General features: G+C 42.5%; 18 protein-coding genes. 16 read left to right on the forward strand and 2 right to left on the reverse strand.

The features are described from left to right. The first annotated feature begins 32 nt into the window (after positions 1 to 32). From tkt to IGI92_RS07960, 16 genes are all read left to right on the forward strand, one after another. On the forward strand, positions 33 to 2,030 hold the full coding sequence (tkt, locus tag IGI92_RS07885; protein ID WP_430608423.1) for a transketolase: 1,998 nt from the start codon (positions 33 to 35) through the stop codon (positions 2,028 to 2,030). A gap of 372 nt (positions 2,031 to 2,402) precedes the next feature. Then, complete coding sequence (locus IGI92_RS07890) at positions 2,403 to 3,272, forward strand: glucosaminidase domain-containing protein (protein ID WP_016611726.1); 870 nt, start codon at positions 2,403 to 2,405, stop codon at positions 3,270 to 3,272. A 200-nt stretch (positions 3,273 to 3,472) separates the two neighbouring features. Further along, positions 3,473 to 4,402: a cysteine synthase A gene (gene cysK, locus IGI92_RS07895; RefSeq protein WP_005236064.1), complete on the forward strand. Its 930-nt coding sequence runs from the start codon at positions 3,473 to 3,475 to the stop codon at positions 4,400 to 4,402. Positions 4,403 to 4,569: 167 nt separating this feature from the next. After that, a complete protein-coding gene (locus IGI92_RS07900; protein WP_005226158.1) occupies positions 4,570 to 5,010 on the forward strand; it encodes a Fur family transcriptional regulator in 441 nt (146 codons plus the stop codon). Next, positions 5,007 to 5,393 carry a RidA family protein gene (locus IGI92_RS07905; protein ID WP_430608424.1) on the forward strand — a complete coding sequence of 129 codons (387 nt, stop codon included), beginning with the start codon at positions 5,007 to 5,009 and terminating at the stop codon, positions 5,391 to 5,393. The genes IGI92_RS07900 and IGI92_RS07905 overlap by 4 nt, the downstream gene beginning before the upstream one ends. A 111-nt stretch (positions 5,394 to 5,504) precedes the next feature. Next, positions 5,505 to 6,206 (forward strand): DnaD domain protein, encoded by a 702-nt coding sequence (locus IGI92_RS07910; protein WP_005236055.1) that lies wholly within the window; start codon positions 5,505 to 5,507, stop codon positions 6,204 to 6,206. 24 nt (positions 6,207 to 6,230) lie between these two features. Beyond that, positions 6,231 to 6,887 (forward strand): endonuclease III, encoded by a 657-nt coding sequence (nth, locus tag IGI92_RS07915; protein ID WP_005236053.1) that lies wholly within the window; start codon positions 6,231 to 6,233, stop codon positions 6,885 to 6,887. A 595-nt stretch (positions 6,888 to 7,482) separates the two neighbouring features. Further along, a complete protein-coding gene (locus IGI92_RS07920) occupies positions 7,483 to 7,857 on the forward strand; it encodes an LPXTG cell wall anchor domain-containing protein (RefSeq protein ID WP_005236050.1) in 375 nt (124 codons plus the stop codon). A 14-nt stretch (positions 7,858 to 7,871) separates the two neighbouring features. Beyond that, positions 7,872 to 8,675: a WxL domain-containing protein gene (locus IGI92_RS07925; protein WP_430608426.1), complete on the forward strand. Its 804-nt coding sequence runs from the start codon at positions 7,872 to 7,874 to the stop codon at positions 8,673 to 8,675. A gap of 42 nt (positions 8,676 to 8,717) precedes the next feature. Beyond that, on the forward strand, positions 8,718 to 9,530 hold the full coding sequence (locus tag IGI92_RS07930; protein WP_430599996.1) for a WxL domain-containing protein: 813 nt from the start codon (positions 8,718 to 8,720) through the stop codon (positions 9,528 to 9,530). 13 nt (positions 9,531 to 9,543) lie between these two features. Beyond that, positions 9,544 to 10,671 carry a DUF916 and DUF3324 domain-containing protein gene (locus IGI92_RS07935; RefSeq protein WP_016611732.1) on the forward strand — a complete coding sequence of 376 codons (1,128 nt, stop codon included), beginning with the start codon at positions 9,544 to 9,546 and terminating at the stop codon, positions 10,669 to 10,671. 1 nt (position 10,672) lies between these two features. Continuing rightward, on the forward strand, positions 10,673 to 13,726 hold the full coding sequence (locus tag IGI92_RS07940; RefSeq protein ID WP_430608428.1) for a pectate lyase-like adhesive domain-containing protein: 3,054 nt from the start codon (positions 10,673 to 10,675) through the stop codon (positions 13,724 to 13,726). Positions 13,727 to 14,025: 299 nt separating this feature from the next. Beyond that, positions 14,026 to 16,077, forward strand: a complete 2,052-nt coding sequence (locus tag IGI92_RS07945) for a glucosaminidase domain-containing protein (RefSeq protein ID WP_430608429.1) — start codon at positions 14,026 to 14,028, stop codon at positions 16,075 to 16,077. Positions 16,078 to 16,095: 18 nt separating this feature from the next. After that, the gene (lepB, locus tag IGI92_RS07950; RefSeq protein ID WP_430608430.1) at positions 16,096 to 16,575 is read left to right on the forward strand and encodes a signal peptidase I; all 480 of its coding nucleotides are present in this window, start codon (positions 16,096 to 16,098) and stop codon (positions 16,573 to 16,575) included. Between the two features lie 121 nt (positions 16,576 to 16,696). Further along, positions 16,697 to 17,548, forward strand: coding sequence for a hypothetical protein (locus IGI92_RS07955; protein WP_430608431.1), 852 nt, complete (start codon positions 16,697 to 16,699; stop codon positions 17,546 to 17,548). Beyond that, positions 17,548 to 18,747 carry a hypothetical protein gene (locus tag IGI92_RS07960; protein WP_430608432.1) on the forward strand — a complete coding sequence of 400 codons (1,200 nt, stop codon included), beginning with the start codon at positions 17,548 to 17,550 and terminating at the stop codon, positions 18,745 to 18,747. The genes IGI92_RS07955 and IGI92_RS07960 overlap by 1 nt, the downstream gene beginning before the upstream one ends. Positions 18,748 to 18,822: 75 nt before the next feature. Here the strand turns inward: IGI92_RS07960 and IGI92_RS07965 are convergent, their stop codons facing one another. Both IGI92_RS07965 and recU read right to left on the reverse strand, forming a co-directional pair. After that, complete coding sequence (locus IGI92_RS07965; protein WP_369596971.1) at positions 18,823 to 21,150, reverse strand: PBP1A family penicillin-binding protein; 2,328 nt, start codon at positions 21,148 to 21,150, stop codon at positions 18,823 to 18,825. After that, the gene (gene recU, locus IGI92_RS07970; protein ID WP_086372968.1) at positions 21,140 to 21,778 is read right to left on the reverse strand and encodes a Holliday junction resolvase RecU; all 639 of its coding nucleotides are present in this window, start codon (positions 21,776 to 21,778) and stop codon (positions 21,140 to 21,142) included. The genes IGI92_RS07965 and recU overlap by 11 nt, the downstream gene beginning before the upstream one ends. Between the last annotated feature and the right edge of the window lie 20 nt (positions 21,779 to 21,798).

Consider the following 21,798-nt stretch of genomic DNA (forward strand, 5'->3'; position numbering starts at 1 on the left):
GTAAAAAAAACCTAAATTAGGAGGAACTACCATTGTTTGATAAAATCGATCAATTAGGAGTGAACACCCTTCGTACATTAAGTATCGAAGCCGTACAAAAAGCCAATTCAGGACATCCAGGATTACCGATGGGGGCAGCACCCATGGCCTATGCCTTGTGGACCAAACACTTGAAAGTCAATCCAACGACTTCTCGCAAGTGGGTGGATCGTGACCGTTTTGTTTTGTCTGCTGGACACGGTTCGGCGTTATTGTACAGCTTGTTGCATGTGTCTGGTTACGATGTGACCATTGAGGATCTAAAAAACTTCCGTCAATGGGATAGCCGCACGCCAGGACATCCAGAAGTCGATCACACAGACGGCGTGGAAGCAACCACTGGACCTTTAGGACAAGGGATCGCCATGGCAGTCGGTATGGCAATGGCCGAAGCCCACTTGGCTGCAACCTACAATCGCGACAAGTATCAAGTCATCGATCACTATACCTATGCCTTATGTGGCGATGGGGATTTGATGGAAGGTGTTTCGCAAGAAGCTGCATCCATGGCGGGTCACATGAAATTAGATAAACTGATCGTCTTGTACGATTCAAATGACATTTCCCTAGATGGTCCGACTTCAAAAGCCTTTACAGAAAATGTCGGTGCGCGTTTTGAAGCGTATGGCTGGCAACACATTCTCGTTGAAGACGGCAATGATTTAGAAGCAATCTCAAAAGCGATCGACGAAGCAAAAGCTGAAAGCGACAAACCAACCTTGATCGAAATCAAGACTGTGATCGGATACGGTGCGCCAAATCAAGGCACCTCTGCCGTTCATGGTGCGCCGATCGGTGCCGAAGGCATTTCTGCAGCTAAAGCGATTTATGGTTGGGAATACCCAGAATTTACCGTACCTGAAGAAGTTGCCGCGCGCTTCAAAGAAACCATGGTCGATGAAGGACAAAAAGCTGAAGCAGCTTGGAACGAAACCTTCCGTGCTTATGAAGCAGCCTACTCAGAACTTGCTGCGCAATTCAAACAAGCCTTTGCGGGTGAATTGCCAGCAGATTGGGATGCAACATTACCAAGCTACGAAGTTGGCAGCTCACAAGCTAGTCGGGTTTCCAGCAAAGAGATGATCCAAGCCTTATCCCAAGCCGTCCCTAGTCTCTGGGGTGGATCGGCTGACCTTTCTGGTTCCAACAACACGATGGTGGCAGCAGAAAAAGACTTTGAACCTGGCCAATACGAAGGCCGCAACATTTGGTTTGGTGTCCGAGAATTTGCGATGGCGGCAGCCATGAACGGCATCCAATTGCATGGCGGTACCCGAATCTATGGCGGGACCTTCTTCGTCTTCGTTGATTACTTGCGTCCAGCGGTGCGCTTGTCTGCGATCCAGCATGCACCTGTGATCTATGTCTTGACACATGACTCCGTGGCGGTTGGGGAAGATGGACCGACCCACGAGCCAATCGAGCAATTAGCTAGCGTCCGTTGCATGCCAAATGTCCAAGTGATTCGTCCAGCAGACGGCAACGAAACCCGTGCTGCTTGGAAACTGGCTATGACAACAACGGATAAACCAACGGTCTTAGTCTTAAGCCGACAAAACCTACCAGTGATCGAAGGCACGCAAACCGGTGCGGATGAAAATGTCGCAAAAGGTGGTTACGTGATTTCAAAACAAGCTGGTGAAACACCAGCGGGTATTTTGATCGCCACAGGTTCTGAAGTGAATCTTGCGGTCCAAGCACAAGCTAAATTGGCAGAAGAAGGCATCGATGTATCGGTGGTCTCCTTACCAAGCTTTGATTTGTTTGAAGCACAAAGCTCAGAATACAAAGAAAGCGTCTTGCCAAAAGCAGTGAAGAAACGGGTAGCGATTGAAGCGGCTTCCCCATTTGGTTGGGAACGTTACACCGGTTGCCATGGAAAAGTGATCGCGATCGATCACTTCGGTGCATCAGCACCTGGCGACAAAGTATTAGCAGAATTCGGCTTTAGTGTTGAAAATGTTGTGAATACTTTTAAATCAATCGATTAATTGATCGACAATCAATCAAAGCTAGCACGTTCGAGAATCTTTTCGATTTTCGAGCGTGTTTTTTTCGAGTACTGCTCACTCTGAAAGTGCCAGAGTGACTTATTTAAGGTAGTAGTGGCTAAGATTTCTGAAAAATGGTTTCACCACAAGATATAGACTTTTTTAAATAGTAAGAAAGAAGCAATACAACCCCATTCTAATAGTTTTTTTAAAAACTTCTCAGTGATTAACAAACTGAGAGGGATGTCCAGGAAGTTTTTTAAAAGTCTTTTGTCGGGTCGGAAGTGAACATTGTTTGCACTGCTAGGCATTTTTCCGTATAATAGCTGTATTGATTTATTTGAAAAAACGTACAGTTACTGGAGGAAAAAGATGGGAAGTTATCAAACAAGAAGTGAAAGACATCATCAACCAAAGAAGACGATGAAAAGACCTAGTAAAAAGGCGGTGGTCTCTTTGATGGGTGCAGGAATGATGTTAGCGCCAATGACGGTCACTTTCGTTCCTCAACAGGTACAAGCTGCTGAGAATCAATATGCGACGCAGGACATCTCAGGGTTCATCGAACAAATTGGCTGGTCAGCACAAGATGTTGCTGCCAACAATGATCTATATGCTTCTGTGATGATCGCTCAAGCGATTTTGGAAAGCGGCTATGGTTCTTCCGCATTATCCAATGCCCCCTATTACAATTTATTTGGGGTCAAAGGCAGTTACAACGGACAAAGTGTGTATATGCCTACCCAAGAGTATTTGAATGGTCAGTGGGTAGAGATGAATGAACCGTTTCGTCAATATAACTCTTATTGGGAATCGTTTCAGGATCATGCGAACGTCTTGCGAAGTACAAGTTTCGCGACAGGGACTGCTCATTACAGTGGTGTCTGGAAAAGCCAAACAACCTCATTTTATGATGCAACGAATTACTTGACGGGACGTTATGCTACCGATCCAGGTTACGCACAAAAACTGAACTGGTTGATCGAAACCTATCAGCTTACACGGTTCGATACAGGAACGACACAAAATACAGCCTGGACAAACACAACTAGCACAACGACCAGCGAAACAACGACGACCACGTATTCAGGTAGTACATCTTCAGCACAGAGCTATCAAGTTGCTTCTGGGGATACGCTTTGGGATATCGCCAACCGATTTGGCACAACCGTTGATGCGTTGATGGCATCGAATGGATTATCCAGTGAGATCATCGTTATCGGACAAGAGTTGATCGTATAAGTAAGTTAAAAACCTTAAGATGGATTGCTACAATTGCAGCCAATCTTAAGGTTTTTTTGACGTGGCAATCAAACTCTAGTCAGTGGAAATAGAACAAAGTATAAAACTATATGAAAAAAAATTTGAAATTGCTTACTTTTTATTCGCAACTCCGAGGTATTTTAGGTAGAATGGAAGAATAAGAACGGGAGGGATTTTCAATGACAAAAATCTATCAATCGGTCAATGAATTAGTTGGTCATACGCCAATCGTCAAATTAAATCATATCGTAGAAGAAGGTTCTGCTGATGTGTATGTGAAATTAGAGTTTTTCAATCCTGGGGGTAGCGTAAAGGATAGAATTGCTTTAGCCATGATTGAAAAAGCCGAAAAAAGCGGCTTATTGAAAGCCGGCGATACGATTATCGAGCCAACCTCAGGAAATACGGGGATCGGTTTAGCCATGATCGGTACGGCAAAAGGCTATCGGGTTGTGTTGGTTATGCCAGAAACGATGAGTATCGAAAGACGGAAAATCGTACAAGCTTATGGTGCAGAGTTGATTTTGACGCCTGGGTCTGAAGGGATCACAGGATCCATTAACAAAGCAAAAGAATTAGCGGAGCAAGACGGCTACTATATGCCATTACAATTTGAAAATCCAGCTAACCCAGAAATTCATGAAAAAACGACAGGAAAAGAAATTGAGGATGCATTTGAATCAAAAGGTTTAGATGCTTTTGTCGCTGGAATCGGCACTGGTGGAACGATCACTGGAGCGGGCAAAGAACTGAAGCGCGTCTATCCTAATTTGAAAATAGTTGGTGTTGAGCCTGCTGAATCTGCGATTTTAGAAGGTGGTAAGCCAGGACCGCATAAGATTCAAGGGATCGGTACTGGATTTGTCCCTAAAGTATTAGATACCGAAATTTATGATCAAGTCATTGCAATTGCCAGTGACGATGCGATGAAAACTGCACGGCAAGTTGGGATGAAAGAAGGGATTTTAGTTGGAATCTCTTCAGGGGCTGCGATCCAAGCTGCTTTACAGGTAGCAAAAGAACTAGGCAAAGGCAAAAAAGTTTTAGCAATCGTGCCTGACAATGGCGAACGTTATTTGTCCACAGCACTGTATCAGTTTGAAGACTAACAATCGAGAGAAAGCAGGCATTGAAATGTCTGCTTTTCTTTCTCGAAAAAAGGGGACGGAAGCGGGCTGAAAAAAGCGTTTTGCCTTTGAAAAAATAAGGAAAGCTGTTTGAATTTTTAGGTTTTACATAGTATGATAGGTGAGATAAGAGAAATGGAGGAACTCCTGTGAGTACGATCTACGATGAAGCGATCAAACGATTAAAACATGAAAATATTCGTATTACACCGCAGCGAGTAGCGATATTAGAGTTTTTAGCCAGTCACGATGCCCATCCGACCGCTGAAGAGATTTATCGAGCGATTGAAGTTCATTTTCCTGGTATTAGTGTCGCAACGGTATACAATAACTTACGTTTATTCACAGAAATTGGCTTTGTAAAAGAAATGAATTATGGAGATGCCTCCAGTCGTTTTGATTTTACAACGGAGCCTCATTATCATGCTATCTGCCAAAAGTGTGGAAAGATCGCTGATTTTTACTATCCAGGATTGGAAGATGTCGAAATGGCGGCTTCGAAATTAACTGGGTATCAAATAAATAACCATCGACTAGAAGTTTATGGTCTATGTCCCGAATGCCAAGTGAAAGAGGAGGAAACAAAATGAAGATAATTTCTACAGATCAAGCACCACAAGCAATCGGTCCTTATGTTCAAGCAAAAATCGCAAACGGCTTTTTGTTTGCTTCTGGTCAAGTGCCATTAGATCCTGTTTCGGGGGAAGTTGTCGGTACGACGATTGAAGTACAGACTCAGCAAGTATTGAAAAATATCAACGCGATTCTTGAAGCGGCGGAACTTACGCCAGATGACATCGTTAAGACGACATGTTTTTTAAAAAATATGAATGATTTCGTTCCTTTCAATAATACCTATAGCACATTGTTCAATGAAGAGTTACCTGCACGTTCTGCTGTAGAAGTTGCCCGCTTGCCAAAAGATGTTTTGGTTGAAGTTGAGATCATCGCAGCAGTCAAAGAAAAAGTGTAACCAAGAATGAATCGTGGGACGTCCGCCTTTGCGTCGTCCCCTTTTTATTGGATCGATCTTGGACCAAAGGATCATAGAGTTTCAGGTGAATCAAGGAGAAGAGGATACAGTATGGTTTCGTTAAAGGACTATTTAGCAAAAGGGCAAACAACGATATCAAATTTGCTTTTAGAAAATTACCATCATCTTGGATTGACAAATGACGAATTTTTGTTATGGCTGCAGTTGTATCGCAGTCATGAGCAAGGAAATGATTTCCCCGATTTACGTGAGATTGCCTCTGTGATGGGGAGTGATCAAAAAGAAATTTATCATTGGTTAAATCAATTACTTAAAAAAGATGTACTGCGAATGGAATCAAAAAAAGATGCTGCCGGAAAAATGGTTGATTATTATGATTTCACAGGAATCTATGACCGTTTAGAATTTCTCTTGACACAGCAATCGAAAAATGAGGCAGTAGAATCAAATGAAGAAAAAATCCGTGGGTTATATCGCTTGTTTGAAGGCGAGTTTGGTCGGCCATTGTCAGCAATCGAATACCAACGGATCGGGCAGTGGTTGGATGAGGACCATTACGATCCGGAACTGATTCAGTTTGCTTTGCGAGAAGCGGTTTTGAATCAGGCTTATAGCTTAAATTACATCGATCGTATCTTACTTTCTTGGGAACGTAAGAATATCACGTCGAAAGCGCAAGTTGAGGAAGAACAAAAAAGAAGAAAAAAACAATTTCTTCAAAATGAGAATATTTCACAGGAAGAAGGGCCAATGCCCAAAATCCCTATGCATAATTGGTTAGAAGGAGAGTAACAGACAAGGAGTTCAAATAGTCCTATGATCAGCAAAGAAAAAACAATGATCGCCATCGAAACAATGTACGAGATGTTTCCCGAAGCGCATGGTGAATTGGTATCCAAAAATGCGTTTGAATTATTGATCGCAGTCATTTTAAGTGCGCAAGCAACAGATGTCTCGGTAAATAAAGTCACCCCGGCACTTTTTGAGGCTTATCCTACACCGCAAGCTTTGAGCGAAGCACCTTTAGAAGATGTGATTGCAAAAATCAAGTCGATCGGTCTGTATCGAAACAAGGCAAAAAATATCAAAGCTTGTGCTTCGGAACTATTGCTACGTTTTGGTGGTGAAGTGCCGAAAACAAGAGAAGATTTGGTTTCTTTGCCAGGTGTCGGCAGAAAAACTGCGAATGTGGTACTTGGTGATGCCTATGGGATACCGGCAATCGCTGTCGATACCCACGTCGAACGGGTGTCAAAAAGATTGCGCATTTGTAAATTAGATGCCAATGTACTAGAAGTTGAACAAACGTTGATGAAAAAGATTCCCGAACCATTATGGGTCAAAACCCACCATACGATGATTTTCTTTGGCCGTTATCATTGTACCGCGAGGGCGCCAAAGTGTGAGATTTGCCCTTTGTTGGCGATGTGCCAAGAAGGAAAGCTTCGCATGAAGGGGAAGAAAACCATTTAATGGTGAACATAGACCAAAAGTATCTAGGATCAAGACGCTAAGCGAAATCGCTTAGCGTTTTTTTTTGCACAAATTGATAAAAGAACAGGTAATTAACGTAATACCCTTTATTAAAGCCCTTTCAAGTAACTGGAAAAACATAAGCTTACTGAATTTTTTTGATTACACCACTCAAAATCAGGTGTTTTTTCACAAAGAGATCGTGTGAGGGGTGATGCTCGATGCGAAATGAACCTTCCAATACGCCTTTTTTTTGAAACTATTTGTAAGCTTAGTATGATGGGCTTCTTTCGCAAAATTTTTACCCTTTCTTTTTATAAAAATGCTTATTTTTGGTCAATAAAAAGGAATATTAATAAGAAAATTCACCCATTGGTGAAAAATAATATTTCAAATCTGTGAAAATCATCAGTATAGTGAACTTTGTCAAAAGTTATAAGTCTTTCTCTGCTATTTTACGAATGACAGAAAAAGCGTTGCACAGTTCAAATGATTCTAAAACGATCTCAAAATCATTTTTGTTAACGGGTCTTAGGCAAACGCTGTTTTGAAAAGATCACTTATAAGACGTGGCAAGTATAGAGGAGGAGGGAGAATGAAAGGAGAAAAGGTATGGAAATTAGTTCGTATGGTTCTGTTTTGCACTCTTTTTTATGGGATAACTATTTCTACGGCAGCGGTGAATGCTCAGGAAGTGCAGTCGGTTGAAACAGAAAGCTCTGTGCTCTTTACCGGTGTTTATGAGCCTATTGGGCAACCCGAACCAGCACCGCCAGCAGGCCCTACAGAGAATATATCGCCACCAAACAAGGTAGCAAAACCAGGTGGTATTTTACCAAAGACCAACGAGACAAGAACTTACGGCGTAATCTTTCTTGGATTACTGCTTGTACTGGTTGTATTGTATGTGCAATATACCAAACATCGATCAAAATTTGTGATGGTTAAAAAGAAAAGACAAATAATTTGAAAGCAGGGATGAATTTGAAATTCGTACGATTTGCATCGGCAGCTGTTTTAGCTGCAACTTTATTTACTTTTAGCGCGGAAGCCTTCGCTACTGAGAGTGTAACAAACCATGATACAGAAGGGAAAGTTCTCTTTGTACCAAACGATAGCGAAGCGACAGTAGTTCAACCACCAAATCCTGGTCCTAATGGTCCAGATGTAGAGATCAATCCAGTCGGCCCGGAAGGACAAACGGGACCATTGACCATTGCTTACGCACCTACGCTTAATTTCGGTGAGCAAGTGATTTCTAATACCGATCAAGAATATAAGCTAGTGGCTGAATTACACAAGCTAAAAGACGCGGAAGATAGTGAAGAAAGAGTTCCTTATGTTTCATTTGCCCAAGTCCAAGATACGCGTGGGACAAATGCTGGTTGGGATTTAAAAGTTTCCTTAAGTGCTTTTGAATCAGGAACACAGAATAATGAACTGACTGGAGCAAGAATTCGTTTTAATTCGCCAAAATTGGAATATAACGGAAGCAACCAAGAAAATGAGCCACAAATTCATGCGGATGGATTGATTTTAGATGCTACAAATAGTGAACGTTCGGTTCTGACCGCTGCTCAAACAAAAGGTGCTGGCGTATCGTCAGTCGTTTGGGGCGATCAGGAAGAAATCAATCGACAAGTAGAAGCAGGTGCAGAGGTTGTTGAAAATGCTGGAATTGAGTTACTTATTCCTGGATCAACAGCAAAAGACGCTGCTCTTTATGAAGCAACTCTTACTTGGACTTTGGCTGCAACAGCAGGACCGGACGGAGAAACGGTTCAGTAACTTGGTTTTGTACTGAATAAAAAAAGAAAGAAGGAACTAGAAATGAAAAAGATTCGTTTAGCTACGGTCGCTGTATTATCCACCACTTTACTAGCAGGAGGCGTTCAAGCCTTTGCCCAATCTTCATTAGAAACGATTACCGATAACGTTGTAGGGTTTACCTCAGACGGAAGCGATCTAACAGTGGTACAACCGCCAGTCGTGCACCCAGAAGTAGAAACAATCGAACCAACACCGCCAGGACAAACGGGCCCATTTACCATTGCTTATGCACCACAAACATTCGATTTTGGTCAGAATGCTATTTCTACCAGTGATCGTTGGTATTCAATCGTTGCTGATGAGCGTAATTTGGCTGATCAATCAGGGACGACACCGTACGTATCGTTTGCCCAAGTGCAAGATACCCGAGGAACGCATGCTGGTTGGACATTAAATGTTAGTCTAACTGATTTTACTTCTGAATCAGGAGATGTCTTGACTGGGGCAAAAATCAAGTTGGCAAACCCTGAAATCGTGTTCAACAAAGGCGAGGGTGATCGAGACTTACAGCCAAGTGCCGTTATCAATAATGAAGAACAAAATGCGTTGATCCTAGATGTCAACGATCAAGACATTCCTGTCATGCGTGCTTCGGTCGGTCAAGGCGCGGGCGCTTCATCGATTTACTGGGGAGATCAGGAAAAATTGACGGAACAAAATCTTAATAAACAAGAAGGCGAAATGATCAGAAATGATGATATTCAACTATTTGTACCAGGCTCTACCACGCAGCTAGCAACTAACTATACTGCGGAAATGACATGGACGCTAACTGCTTCTGTTGATAGTGGCGGCGAAACAGTAAATCCGTAAGAAGGATCATAGCTTGCAACAAGAAACAACTGGCAGGAATAGTAAATTATTCCTGCCTTTTTTGGAAGGAGAACCACTTTTGACTGAACAACGTATGAGAATGAAATGGATAAAAACGGTTACCTGTGCGGTCATCCTACTATCATTCTTTTTTTCACCAAGAATGAGCTATGCTCAGACAGAATCAGAATTAAACTTTTATGTGACGCCTATCTTACCGGAAAGTCAGCTGGAAGGAGGGGCGTTGGGGTATTTCGATTTAAATCTTGGGGCAGGAGAACGTGATGAATTGGCTTTAGAGATCGAAAATGGTTCTGATCAAGCGATCGAAATAGAAATTTCTGCCCATACGGCATTTACGAATGTGAATGGTGTTGTGGAATATGGCAGGGATGCAGAATCCCCTGATCCGACTTTACCTGCATCAATTGATGAACTGGTAGAGGTGCCTGAAACCGTATTGTTCGATCCATTAGAAAAACGAATCATTTCTTTACCGATTACGATGCCGGAAGAGGAATTCAAAGGGGTTTTGGCAGGTGGCATTCGAATCAAAGAGGTTATTTCGGAAGAGGAGCAAACACAATCTGCTGAAGAAGGATTAGGTATTCGGAATGCATTTTCCTATGTCATTGGTGTGGTAGTAAGCAACAATCGGTCCGCAACGGATCCGGGATTGGAACTGCTTGATGTTTTTGCCGATCAAGTAAACTACCGAAACGTATTTAGTGCTGTTATCCAAAATTATACAGCAACATTTGTCAATCAATTGGAAGTAACAGCTGAAATTCGTTCTGTTGGTGGTGAGACGATCTTATATGAAACAAGTCAATCATCTATGCAAATGGCTCCTAATTCACATATGCATTTCCCAATTCCCTTGGATGGCGATCGTTTTCGTAATGGGGAGTATGTATTGAATCTTACTGCGCGGTCAGGAGAGGAAGAGTGGTCTTGGGAACAGATATTTAGCGTAGAGGCAGAAGATGCTCGCCGCTTAAATGAACTCGATGTCACTGTAGATACGTCACTCAATTGGTGGATGATCGCCACGGCTGGTCTAATCAGCTTGCTTCTAATTATTGCGATCATCCTAATTGTTCATAAGAAAAAAAATGCAAAGGAAGGTGGGAAAAGTTGAAATGAAGAATACCCCGCACAAGGTAATAATTGCGATCATTATTGGATTACTAAGTGTGCAAACTTTTTTTCCAAGTCTGAGCAGTATCCTATTGCCGGAAATCCACGCCATCGATCACACGATTGAACCGTTGGATGAAACGCAGAATATGTCCTTGCTTGATAAAGCAACACAACCGATCCAAACAAAAGAATTTGACATCCATAACCCTTTTTTTCAGTTTCCAGTTAGTGTGATTGAAGGTGTCGTGGATCAACCGATCGACGTTTTCGTCGTATCAAGCCAACCTTTAAATGAGATTACGCTAGTTGTAGCGAAAGAAGCAGCGATCGTGGAAGAAGAATTTGCTGCAGAAGTGAAGAATAAGAAGCTGTCTGAAGAAGAACAGGAATGGACGCTTACCTTTGATGAAGAGCTAATGGAGTTCGAGATTCCTATCGTCTTTAATAAAATAGGCGATTATCGACTTTTTATAGGTGAAGCGGAACTAACGATCGAAGTACAGGCAGAAGATGACGGGGAAGAGGACTTGGATGATGATGCAGATAATGAAACGATCGAGACAGAGGTCTCACCATCAGACACGCCGCAGGAAGGGAAACGAACCACGCAACCTCCTAATGACGCGAACCTAAATGAGAATCAGCAAGACACAGAAGCTGACCAAGCAGAAGCAATTGCCCAATTGACAGAACCGGTCACACCGTTAGACGAAATCAGTCATCGGGATGTTTCCAACTGGCAAGAGTTTATGGCGGCAATCGTGAATAGAGAAGTAAATTATATCAATATCGTAAATGACTTTGAATCATCAAACAATCCTACTCAAGGAGTTTCCGGAGTGGCTGCGGGAAGTGCAACTTCCAACCCGTCGAATGGGGTAGCCTATATTTGGACCAATGCTTCTGGAATTTCGAGAACGCTTGTGATCGAAGGCAATGGGTATCAAATCGACTTTAGAGCTGTTGCTGTCGGATTTTATGATAGTACCGTCAATAGTGCATCGCCGTGGGATATCACGTACCAAAATATCGATATCGTTCATGGCAACTATTATGGCTTCATGAATTTTACAAATATGAGTATTCCGCAACAAAATCTATCCAGAATGCGTTACCACAATTTAACCAACGCGGGCAATCAGTTGATCCACTCGTTAGCGACACCTGTTATTATGTCTGGCGAAGTAATATCGCATCAAACTCCGACATATACTTCCAGATCTGGACGTGTGCAAACGATCAATGCAACCAACCAAGCAAATATGGAAGTAACACAATTGGAAATTCTTGATAACGCAACAGTTGACATGTCGACAATAAATTCCGGCAATATCTATTTATATTATGCAACGGGGCGTATGACTATTGGCAATGATGCAAAGATGTCTCTGCGTGCAGCTGGAACAGCCGGTGAGGCTTTTGGAGCAAATATTTATATAGCGAATGGACGGATCAATATCGGTAATCGATCAGAGCTTCATTTGACTGCCCGAGCCAACTCCCCCGCAATCAGTATGTATGCTAGCGGCGCCCACTTTGAAATGTCTGAGGATAGCAAAGTGGTAATCAAAGCTGATGGACGTACCACAAGCCTCAATGGATGGGGCTATAACATTATCTACATGGGTGCTGGAAGCACGATGCTTATTGGAAATAAAAGCAGTGTCGAAATTGATGCAGTGAATCAAGGGACCACCACCTCCGGAGTGATCCATGTAGCCGGTGCCGCCACATTTATTGTTGCTAAAGAAGGAGTCTTGGATATTAAGTCGGACGGAACCAATCCCTCTCATTCCTTGATGACATTTTTGAGCTCGGCCTCAACCTTCACTTTTGCGGATGCACAACGCATCAATTTAGAGAAAACAAGGGCGGTTACCGGAAATGCAGCAAATAGTAGCCTTATTTCGATTTCCGGCAGCGGCGGGCTATTAGATGTGGATATTCAAGCTGCGAAGCAATGGCGGCATGGAAACTTGACGGAGGAACCAGACTTCAGTTGGAGTCCAATCTTCAATTTAAAAGTGAATTTTGCCTCTACCTTGTCATCGATTTCGAATGTTTCTTCCATCTCACAAGAGATCGTTGATCATTTTCGCGCGAATTTTACCACAAGAGCACAACGTATCCTATTTGAATATATTCCAGATGTCGAGGTTCATTTAGAACCATTAACGGAAGACCCGGCACTGGAAGGCTCAAGAATCATTAAGGGAAAAGCCACACCTTATAGTGTGATTCGTTTTGACGGAGATCCAGCAATTCCCGCACCGCAACTGCAATCACCCTCTTTTGATGATAACAGCTTGTTTCATCTTCAAGCAGATGCAAATGGTGATTTCAGCTTGACCTTAGCCGAGGGGGATCGGTTTACAAAACATAATACGGTGACGGCTTACGCTTTCTTAAATGGAAAATTCGATACAGCTGAAACAGTTGTTCAAGAGATTGCCACAATGAATCCACGAGATCCGATCGCGCCAGATATTGAAGTGAACCCAGAAAATAAACCGGATATACCAGAACATTTAGGGTTTATCAGTATCGATTTCATCTCCCAGTATAGCTTTGGAGATGTATCAATAAGTGCAGATACCAAACAGTACAATGCATTGCCGCAACGTCTTAGCAGTGCAGATGGCTCAGTAACTGAGGAACGGCCAAATTACGTGCAGATTTCTGACCGGCGCGCTCAATTTACCGGCTGGGAACTAAACGCGACATTATCTGCTGCAGGATTTCGTAATGATCGAGGAGAAGAACTTCGGGGTGCACGAATTATTTTAGAAAATGCAGTTATGCTGACGAATGCCGCCAATTCAGCAATTCCTCCCACTTATAGTGAATCAATGATCCTTGATCCTGGGGTACCCGCTTTGATCGCTGAAGCGGATGCAAATGAAGGAAGCGGTACCTGGATTCAGCGCTACGGGGATATGGGGACGATGGGGGATAGTGTCAAACTTGAAGTACCCATTGGATCAAATCCGCGTAACATGACCTATCAAGCAACGATTGAATGGGAGTTAAGTTTTGTCCCATCTACCGAATGATCGATGCTCAATCTTATCAAATGGAAGCTGTTGACGCCTATGACAGCTTCCATTCTTGATAGGAAGACAGTGAGTAAATCGTTTGAAAAGCAGTGGATTTTAACGCTTTTTTATGGTAGATCACGCTGCTGAGCAAAATCTGCTTAAGCTGGCTGAATCAATCGTTTGCTTCAAAAATAATCGCGAAGATACAGAGTTCACCTAAACTCGTGCAAAAACTATTCAAGCAACTTTGAATCAGTTCGTCAGGTTTTGATCAAAACCAAGGATGCCGGCTGAAACAAGAGAAAGGAAACTGTATGAAGAGTAGAAAAAAGAAGTCATATTTAACATTATTCAGTGCTGGGATTTTAGCAAGCCAACTTTTTGTTTCTCCCGTATTACTGGCGAACGAAAGCCCTCAGCCTGATAACTATTCAGAAAATACAAATGTCGAACAGGAACTTGATGATCTAGATTCATCGGCAGCAGAAGCCCAAGAGAGTCAAGAAGATGTCAGCAAAGAGCAAACGGAGGGCTCGACCGAGTTATCCTCCGAATCAAATGAGCCGCTTATGGATTCAGAAACAGCAGATACCGTTGTAGAATCTCTTGATTCGTCTGGAGAAGCAGACTCAACGCAAACGACCGAGTCATCAGAAACGGAGAAAATAGAGGAATCAGAGTCCACAGAACCTTCCGAGGAAGAGGAAAAAATAGATGCTGAAACGGACGATCTAGAAGTAGAAACAGAGAACAAGCCAAAAGAGACCGACTTGATTGATGAGTCATTGGTACCAAAAGAAAATGAAATTTCAACTGAGAGCAACGAAAATACTGAAAATGCAAAAAAAGAGGAGCCGAAAACACCTCCGATTATTGCACCTGAGCAAGTAATAAACCCTGTCGTTCAATCACCAGATGCTACTTCTGACTTGAAAAATTCTTTTTATGATGGACGTACCATTGATTTACCAGAGAGTTTTCGGGCAGCAAAGATCGCAGATTCGAATCTGTTAGATTTCACCTTGCCGATATTAGCTGATTATGATGCGCAATGGCAAGCGGCATTCGTCTACGAGATCATCGGGCAAATTGGTGAACTAGAAGAACCATTGACGATGGACGAATGGATCAATGAACGGATCAAAGCGGTTATAAAAGGAGAAGCTAGCTGGATAGAAAAAGAACAGCAGGTTGAACAATTACAACCGGGGGATCTTTTATATGACGCAAATAAGTTAATCGGTATCTACCTCGCAGATGGTTACCAAGCAAGTTTAGTGACAAATCAAGAAGAGCCAACGAAAACTGCCATCGAAGTTCAGCGGGTTTCTATCGAAGAGCCGCTATCGATCAGACGGCTATCAAATCCTGAATTGGCTACATATGGCGAAAAGCTAGTTACTGAATATCCAGCCCCTTACGAATTTACAGTGAATCAAAAGACCCAGACGTTTATTGAAACATTGGCACAAGAAGCCCAAAGCTTAGGGCAAGAATACGATGTCTTTGCTTCTGTATTGATCGCGCAAGCGATCCTTGAAAGCGGCAGTGGCGACAGCGGGCTTTCCAGCAGTCCCCACTATAACCTTTTTGGGATCAAAGGCAGTTATCAAGGAAACAGCGTGACTTTACCAACAATGGAAGATAAAGGCAACGGAGAACTATTCCAAATTCAAGCCGCCTTTCGTTCCTATTCAAGTTATCGAGATTCCATGGCTGATTATGTCAAATTGATTCGCGGAGGAATCACTGGAAATCCAACCTTTTATCAAGACGTGTGGCGCTCTGAATCAAAAAACTATCTTCGGGCAGCAGATGCTTTGACGGGCACTTATGCGACCGATGTTAATTATAGTAAAAAAATCAATTCACTGATTGCGGTCTATGGATTGACGCAATATGACCAAGTGATCGCAACAGAAACAGGCTTGTTTATCCAAGGGAAAGAACAAATTCCAGAAGAGTATCGCTCCCTCATGACATTTCGAGAATACAACGGTCGTGACTACAATCTTTCTGGTTCGTATCCTGTTGGACAATGTACTTGGTATGTGTTCAATCGCGTGAGTCAATTAGGCGGTCAAGTAGATGACTACATGGGAAATGGTGGTCAATGGGGCAATACCGGACGACGTTTAGGTTACAACGTCAGTCAAACGCCTAAAGCAGGCAGTATGATCTCTTTTGCACCTGGAACAGCTGGATCTGATCCTCGTTATGGGCATGTCGCTTTTGTTGAAGCCGTTGGTCCAAATGGTATTTTGGTTTCAGAAGGAAATGTCTATGGTGGAACCACAATCTCTTATCGCGTGATCAGCAATGAATTGGCGCACTCATCAAGTGTTTCATATATTATGCCAAAATAAGGATGGAGGGCTGGCAATATGAGTAAAAGGCATAGACAAATAGGTCTTCCTATCAGCGGTATCTTTTTGATGGTCCTTTTGCTTATTGCGTTTCTTCAGCCGTATCGACTGGCGTTAGTCAGAGGAGCGTCCATGCTGCCGACGATCGAGGATCGACAAGTTGTGCTGATCCATAAAAAGCGCCAGCCAAATCGCTATCAGCTGATCGCTTTCGAACAGGAAGGGAAATTTTTGATCAAGAGAGTGATTGGTGTGCCGGGAGATTCCTTCGTTCGTACACAGGAGCGTTTGTTGATTGGGGCGGAGGATACTGACTTTGATTTTTCATTTATGATCACTGTGAAGGATGAAGCCTTTGAGGCGTTGCCGATTCGGGGGTACCTCAAAGAAGATGAGTACTTTGTCGTTGGCGATGCACTGCTCACTTCAAGTGATAGTAGAGAATTTGGAATCGTTTCAAGTAAAACCTTTTATGGTGTGGTGATCACGTTCTTCTGACACATCAGCTTCTTGAAAGGAAGCTTGCGATGATTCATTTCTTGCAACATATCAACGAGACTAAGTTTGTATCAAAAGGGATGAATAAAACGAATTTTAGTTTTGATGGAAGGAAGAGACTGTGATTTTTATTTATATTGGGATGATACTGCTTGCCATTGGAGCAGGTAGTATCATCGGTTGGCGATTGTATCGAGAATATTTATTAAGAAAAGTTGAAAAGCAGCTGTCGTCAGATGCTTTAGCCAAAAGGAAACTTCGTTTATTTAAGCACAACCTGCGTAGTGGGCACTTGCTAATTGTATTGGGCTGCAGTAGTGCCATAATCGTAAGTGTCTTGCTATTAACAGTTTTTCAACTGACAGGCGGCATTCATTTGCAAAAGCTGCAAGAAGAAACCAGTCAATTGAAAGAGGAAGTCTTCGCGCTAAGAACTGAGCAAACGGAATTGATGCGTATGCCGATTTTTGCTTATCCTGAGAACGGCTTTGCTTTTGAAGCGATTGATTGGGAGCATTTACTCGTATCCAATGATCGTGAAGCACAGTTTGCAGCTGAATATGAGTTGGCCTATCAGTTATCACCATATCTAGGCCGCACTGTAGCGATGATTTTTGTTGATCAGCCCTTGCAAGAAATCTCGATTGTTCTATCTAGCAAATTACCATCAATTGATGACCTAAACGGATGGGAAGAAAATTTTTCTCGTCTACTACATGATATGCAGAACGTTCCCTTGATCACCCAAGGAACCTTATCTGTTCAATTTTCCAAGGATTCTGATCAGTCCTTTGAGCAGACGATCATTCGTGACGAGAATGGAGTTTGGACCCTTTTAGAACGCAGCTTTCCAAACACTGACGCTCAAGAAGTAGCTAATAACGAGGGGAGCGAAAGCATATCCTCTACTCCTCGAACGGATCAAAGTGAAACGATCAATACAAATGAACAAAAAGGCAGTGTGAAAAATTAATGATGAAAAAGAAAAACAAAGGTTTGTTTTCTGTCCAAAAGCTAATGGATGAAGTAAATCAATTATCCATAGAAGAGTTGAATGAATTTGAGGAGACAAATCAAGAAGAGGGAATCATTGAGGATCAAGGGTTCGCAAAGGCTACGCCTGAAAAAAAAGAGAAAGGAACCAATCGACAAGCGGACAATGAACCCCCTAAAACCCAGAAAGAAACAGCGAAACCTGTCGCACAGACTTTAGCAAAACCGATTTCTCAGCAAAGAGTGTCTGTTGATCAACAGACAGATCAAAGTGTCAAAAAGATAGCAGTGCAGCAAAAATCCTCTGGGAACCGTGATAACCACGCCAAGGATAGTCAACTCGTTGAAGATAAAGGAGAACGTATGGAGAAAGAATTGAGTATAAACCAGACACATCAGCAAGAGTCAGAAGAACAAGAAAAGGATCATATGATTGAAAATTTATCTTTTGAAATTAAAGAATTGATTTTAGAAAACGAGCAACTACAGGAAGAAAAAAAACAGTTAAAAAAACAGCAGAAGGTAGTGGCTCAACAAGAAGCAGAGGCAAAAGAATTAAAAGCTTCGCTAGTAGAAGCGAATAAGAAAGTCAAAGACCTAGAAGAACAGCTTACAAAAGTAGATACAGAAAAACTTGAAGCAAAGATCCAGCAATTAGAAGCTAAGTTAGCTGTTCAGCAAGAAAAAGAGCAAAAAGAGAAACAAAATTACGAAAAGGAACGCGCTGAATGGACGTTGAAGCGGCAAGAAATCCAGCAGTTGCAAGAAGTAATTGCTGATTTGAAACAGCAATTGGCAGAAAAAGAAGAGCTTGCAGCAAAAGTTTCAGCTAGCGAATCAAATGAAGAAGTCGCAGAGCTTCAGGCGAAGATCGAAGCACTACGGGAAGAAAATGCAACCCTACAAATCGAAAACGAGCAGTTCCAAACAGAAATCAGTGAGGTTTTAGTCTTTGCTAGAAGAAAAGCAAATCGCACGATTCAAGAAGCGAAGATCGAATCTGAACGAATGATCCGTACGACAGAAATGCGAATCGATGGCATTCATGATCGTGCCAAGGAGATTCTTTTTGAAGTGAACGAAACGAAAGAAAATGTGATTCATTTGTTTGACGATCTGCATAATCAAGTTAATCAGCTTTCAGATAAAAAATTGCTTTTTGAAGAGCTTGAAAAGTAAGCTTCTACATTTATATGGTCGTTATTAAAAAAACAGTAGATCAAAATCTGATCTACTGTTTTTCACTATTCTCAGTTATTCGGAGTTACCATCATTTGGTTCTGGTGGATCCGGCGGTGAGGAAGGATTTTCTTCACTGCTGGAAGGCGTTGTTGAGCCAGGATCCTGACTAGAAGCAGGAGGTGTAACGACCGAAGATGAATCATCCTCATCAGGTGTTGTCACTGGGGGTGTCACTTCGCTTGATGATTCTGTTGTACTTGATGGTGTTGCTTCACTACTTTCTGTAGAAGGTGTCGTCGGTTCAACGTACGAACTACTGCTGGACGAACTTGGTGCTGAATAGCTTGGCTGCGTGTATGTCCCTTCAAGATAAAGCTCTCTTCCGATCCGTGTCAGTCCATCTGGCATTGTCCAGTCCGTGTTTTCTACAGAAGCAGAAACATAGCGCATCAATTCACGATAGACATCAGAAGCCACATGGGTACTGCTATCAGTGATCGGTGTCATTTTGTCGTTGTATCCGGTCCATACCGCCAATGAGTAGGAGGGAGTATAGCCGGCAAAAGTTATATCCGGATAAGCACCGTTTGATGTATCCAGTTGTGCTAGCTGGTCATCGGTGTAATTGGAAGTTCCCGTTTTCCCTGCTTGGTATAACCCATCGATTTGCGCATTGGTCCCAGTACCGACAGAAATAACATCTTTCAAAATATCGGTCACCATATAAGCCGTCGTATCATCCATTGCTTCTTGACCATCAACTTTAAAGGATTCTTCATCTTCGGTCCCATCTTGCATGACGATTTTGTTGACGTACTGAGGTTCATAATAGGTTCCACCGTTTGAAAAAGCAGCGTAAGCAGCGGCCATTTTCAGGCTGGAGATCCCATATTTTGTGCCATCTAATTTATCCGTATTGCTAGAAATCGCATTAGATTGAGTAATCGTGTGGTATTCGATACCCAACCCGCTAAGAAAGTCGGCGATATTATCCGCTCCAACTTCATCAAACAATTTCACTGCTGGTACATTTCTGGATTCTGCTAAAGCAGTTCGAAGCGTGATATTGCCCATATATTGGCGATCCCAGTTGTACACAGGAATATCGGTTCCTTTATAAGTATAAGGTTCATCTAAAATCATTCTACCGGTAGAGTCTTGTAGAAATTGGAAGGCAGGGCCGTAGTCTGTGATCGGTTTAACGGTCGATCCAAAGTCCCGAGCGACGTTGACAGCCAGGTTGTTTGCTAGAACGTCATCAACGTTGCGGGCACCAATTTGAGCCGTGACTTTGCCCGTATTGACATCAACTAAAGTAGCGGCAACTTGCATCTTGTCGTCTGGATAATTAACATAATCATCGCTGTTGACGATGTCATATAACCGTTTTTGCGCATCTATATCGACATTGGTGTAAATATCTAAGCCATCGGTATAAACATCTTTGCCGGTTTTTTCTTTGACTTCTGCGATCACTTCGTTGAAGTAATTATCAAAGTACTTCCACTCTTGGTTTTCTCGCGGGTTTTCTTGCAATCCTTCTTGAATATCTTCGGCAACGGCCGCATCATATTCCGCTTGCGTGATTTTCTCGTTTTCAAGCATTGCGCCTAAAACCACATCTCGACGACTTTTCGCATTATCAGGATGAGCGAAAGGATCAAACGCAGAAGGGGCATTTGGTAAACCAGCAATCAAAGCGGTTTGCGCTAGGTCTAGTTCAGCCAAAGGTTTGCCGTAAAACTTCATAGCAGCTGTTTGCATTCCATAAACCCCGTTGGACATATATACCTTATTAATATAGTAAGTCAAAATTTCCTGCTTTGATTTGGTTTGTTCAAGCCGAACCGCCATCCAAGCTTCTTGTGCTTTTCTTCGTAACGTTTGATCTTCGGCGCTGGTAGAAAAGAAGGACAGCTTGATCAATTGCTGAGTCAACGTACTTCCGCCTTGCATACCGCCGGTTGTGGCATTGGATAATGCAGAACCAACGATTCGGATCGGATCGACCCCGATATGCTGATAGAACCGACGATCTTCGACAGAGACGATCGCATCTTCCAGCAGTTGGGGAATCTCACTTGCGGTGATTTTTTCTCTCGTTTCACTTCCGAATTCAGTGATCAATTCACCGTTGGAGGCATAAAAGCGCGAAGAAACAGTCGAATCCAAACGTGTTTCATCAAGTGCTGGTGCATCTTTGGCGTACCACCAAAACAGCCCCATTCCTGATAAAATCCCGATACAGCCTAAGAAAAATAGGCCCATAAACACTTTTAAAAGAATACTCCCAATACTTCGTTTGCCTTTGGCTTTGGTTTTAGGGGGCTTTGGTGCTTTTTTAGCAGTGCCTTTCTTAGAATCATGCCGAGAGGTCCTCGATTGTGATTCATTTGCCATACTCATCATTCTCCTTCATCGTTAAAAATTGATCAACTGCTTTTAAATAGGGAATACGCGGCGCAATAGTGGGGATGATTTCGATCCCATTGGTTTCGATATAGGCCAACGTCAATGATTTTTTTCCCGTTTCCTTTTGCAGGTGCCACTGAGAAACTAAGCACTTGCTATCTAGAAAAAAGCAGCGTTGTAGACTAGAAAACCATAAAAGAACAAAACATAATCCCGCTTGTTCCAAACAGTCTTCCATATGCTTGATTTGGTGTGGATGAAAATTTTTAAAGGGAAATGACGTTTTGTTTTGAGTCTCTTTCGCTTCAAAGTCGATATATTGCCCTTGATAAACCCCATTGTAATCGGTAGTAGAGGCCTCTCGAAAGTAGGCTTCTTTGATTACGGCGGCGCTTCTTCTCGGATAATCTACCTTGACGATTTGAACTGGTGTCGGTTTCTTATGAATGACCGCAAGTTTGCGATTTAAATAATAAAGGTTGCTTTCATTGATCGCTTCTTCAAAACGCATCCCACGATTGGCATACGTTTTTGGCTTTATTAGTTTTTCTTGCATTTTTTGTTTTTTGCCGTCATCATAGGTAGTAGATTGTCCATTCGGGTAACGAATAACCATGTTGTTCACACTCCTAGGCA

Origin of the sequence: Enterococcus sp. DIV2379, from assembly GCF_050542965.1 — a bacterium.
Lineage (GTDB): Bacteria > Bacillota > Bacilli > Lactobacillales > Enterococcaceae > Enterococcus_D > Enterococcus_D entomosocium.

Bases quoted from the DNA above. Each gene is read 5' to 3' on its own strand.
- IGI92_RS07890 (WP_016611726.1), top strand. From the start codon at position 2,403: ATGGGAAGTTATCAAACAAGAAGTGAAAGACATCATCAACCAAAGAAG.
- cysK (WP_005236064.1), top strand. From the start codon at position 3,473: ATGACAAAAATCTATCAATCGGTCAATGAATTAGTTGGTCATACGCCA.
- IGI92_RS07905 (WP_430608424.1), top strand. From the start codon at position 5,007: ATGAAGATAATTTCTACAGATCAAGCACCACAAGCAATCGGTCCTTAT.
- IGI92_RS07910 (WP_005236055.1), top strand. From the start codon at position 5,505: ATGGTTTCGTTAAAGGACTATTTAGCAAAAGGGCAAACAACGATATCA.
- nth (WP_005236053.1), top strand. From the start codon at position 6,231: ATGATCAGCAAAGAAAAAACAATGATCGCCATCGAAACAATGTACGAG.
- IGI92_RS07920 (WP_005236050.1), top strand. From the start codon at position 7,483: ATGAAAGGAGAAAAGGTATGGAAATTAGTTCGTATGGTTCTGTTTTGC.
- IGI92_RS07930 (WP_430599996.1), top strand. From the start codon at position 8,718: ATGAAAAAGATTCGTTTAGCTACGGTCGCTGTATTATCCACCACTTTA.
- IGI92_RS07940 (WP_430608428.1), top strand. From the start codon at position 10,673: ATGAAGAATACCCCGCACAAGGTAATAATTGCGATCATTATTGGATTA.
- IGI92_RS07945 (WP_430608429.1), top strand. From the start codon at position 14,026: ATGAAGAGTAGAAAAAAGAAGTCATATTTAACATTATTCAGTGCTGGG.
- lepB (WP_430608430.1), top strand. From the start codon at position 16,096: ATGAGTAAAAGGCATAGACAAATAGGTCTTCCTATCAGCGGTATCTTT.
- IGI92_RS07960 (WP_430608432.1), top strand. From the start codon at position 17,548: ATGATGAAAAAGAAAAACAAAGGTTTGTTTTCTGTCCAAAAGCTAATG.
- IGI92_RS07965 (WP_369596971.1), bottom strand. From the start codon at position 21,150: ATGGCAAATGAATCACAATCGAGGACCTCTCGGCATGATTCTAAGAAA.
- recU (WP_086372968.1), bottom strand. From the start codon at position 21,778: ATGGTTATTCGTTACCCGAATGGACAATCTACTACCTATGATGACGGC.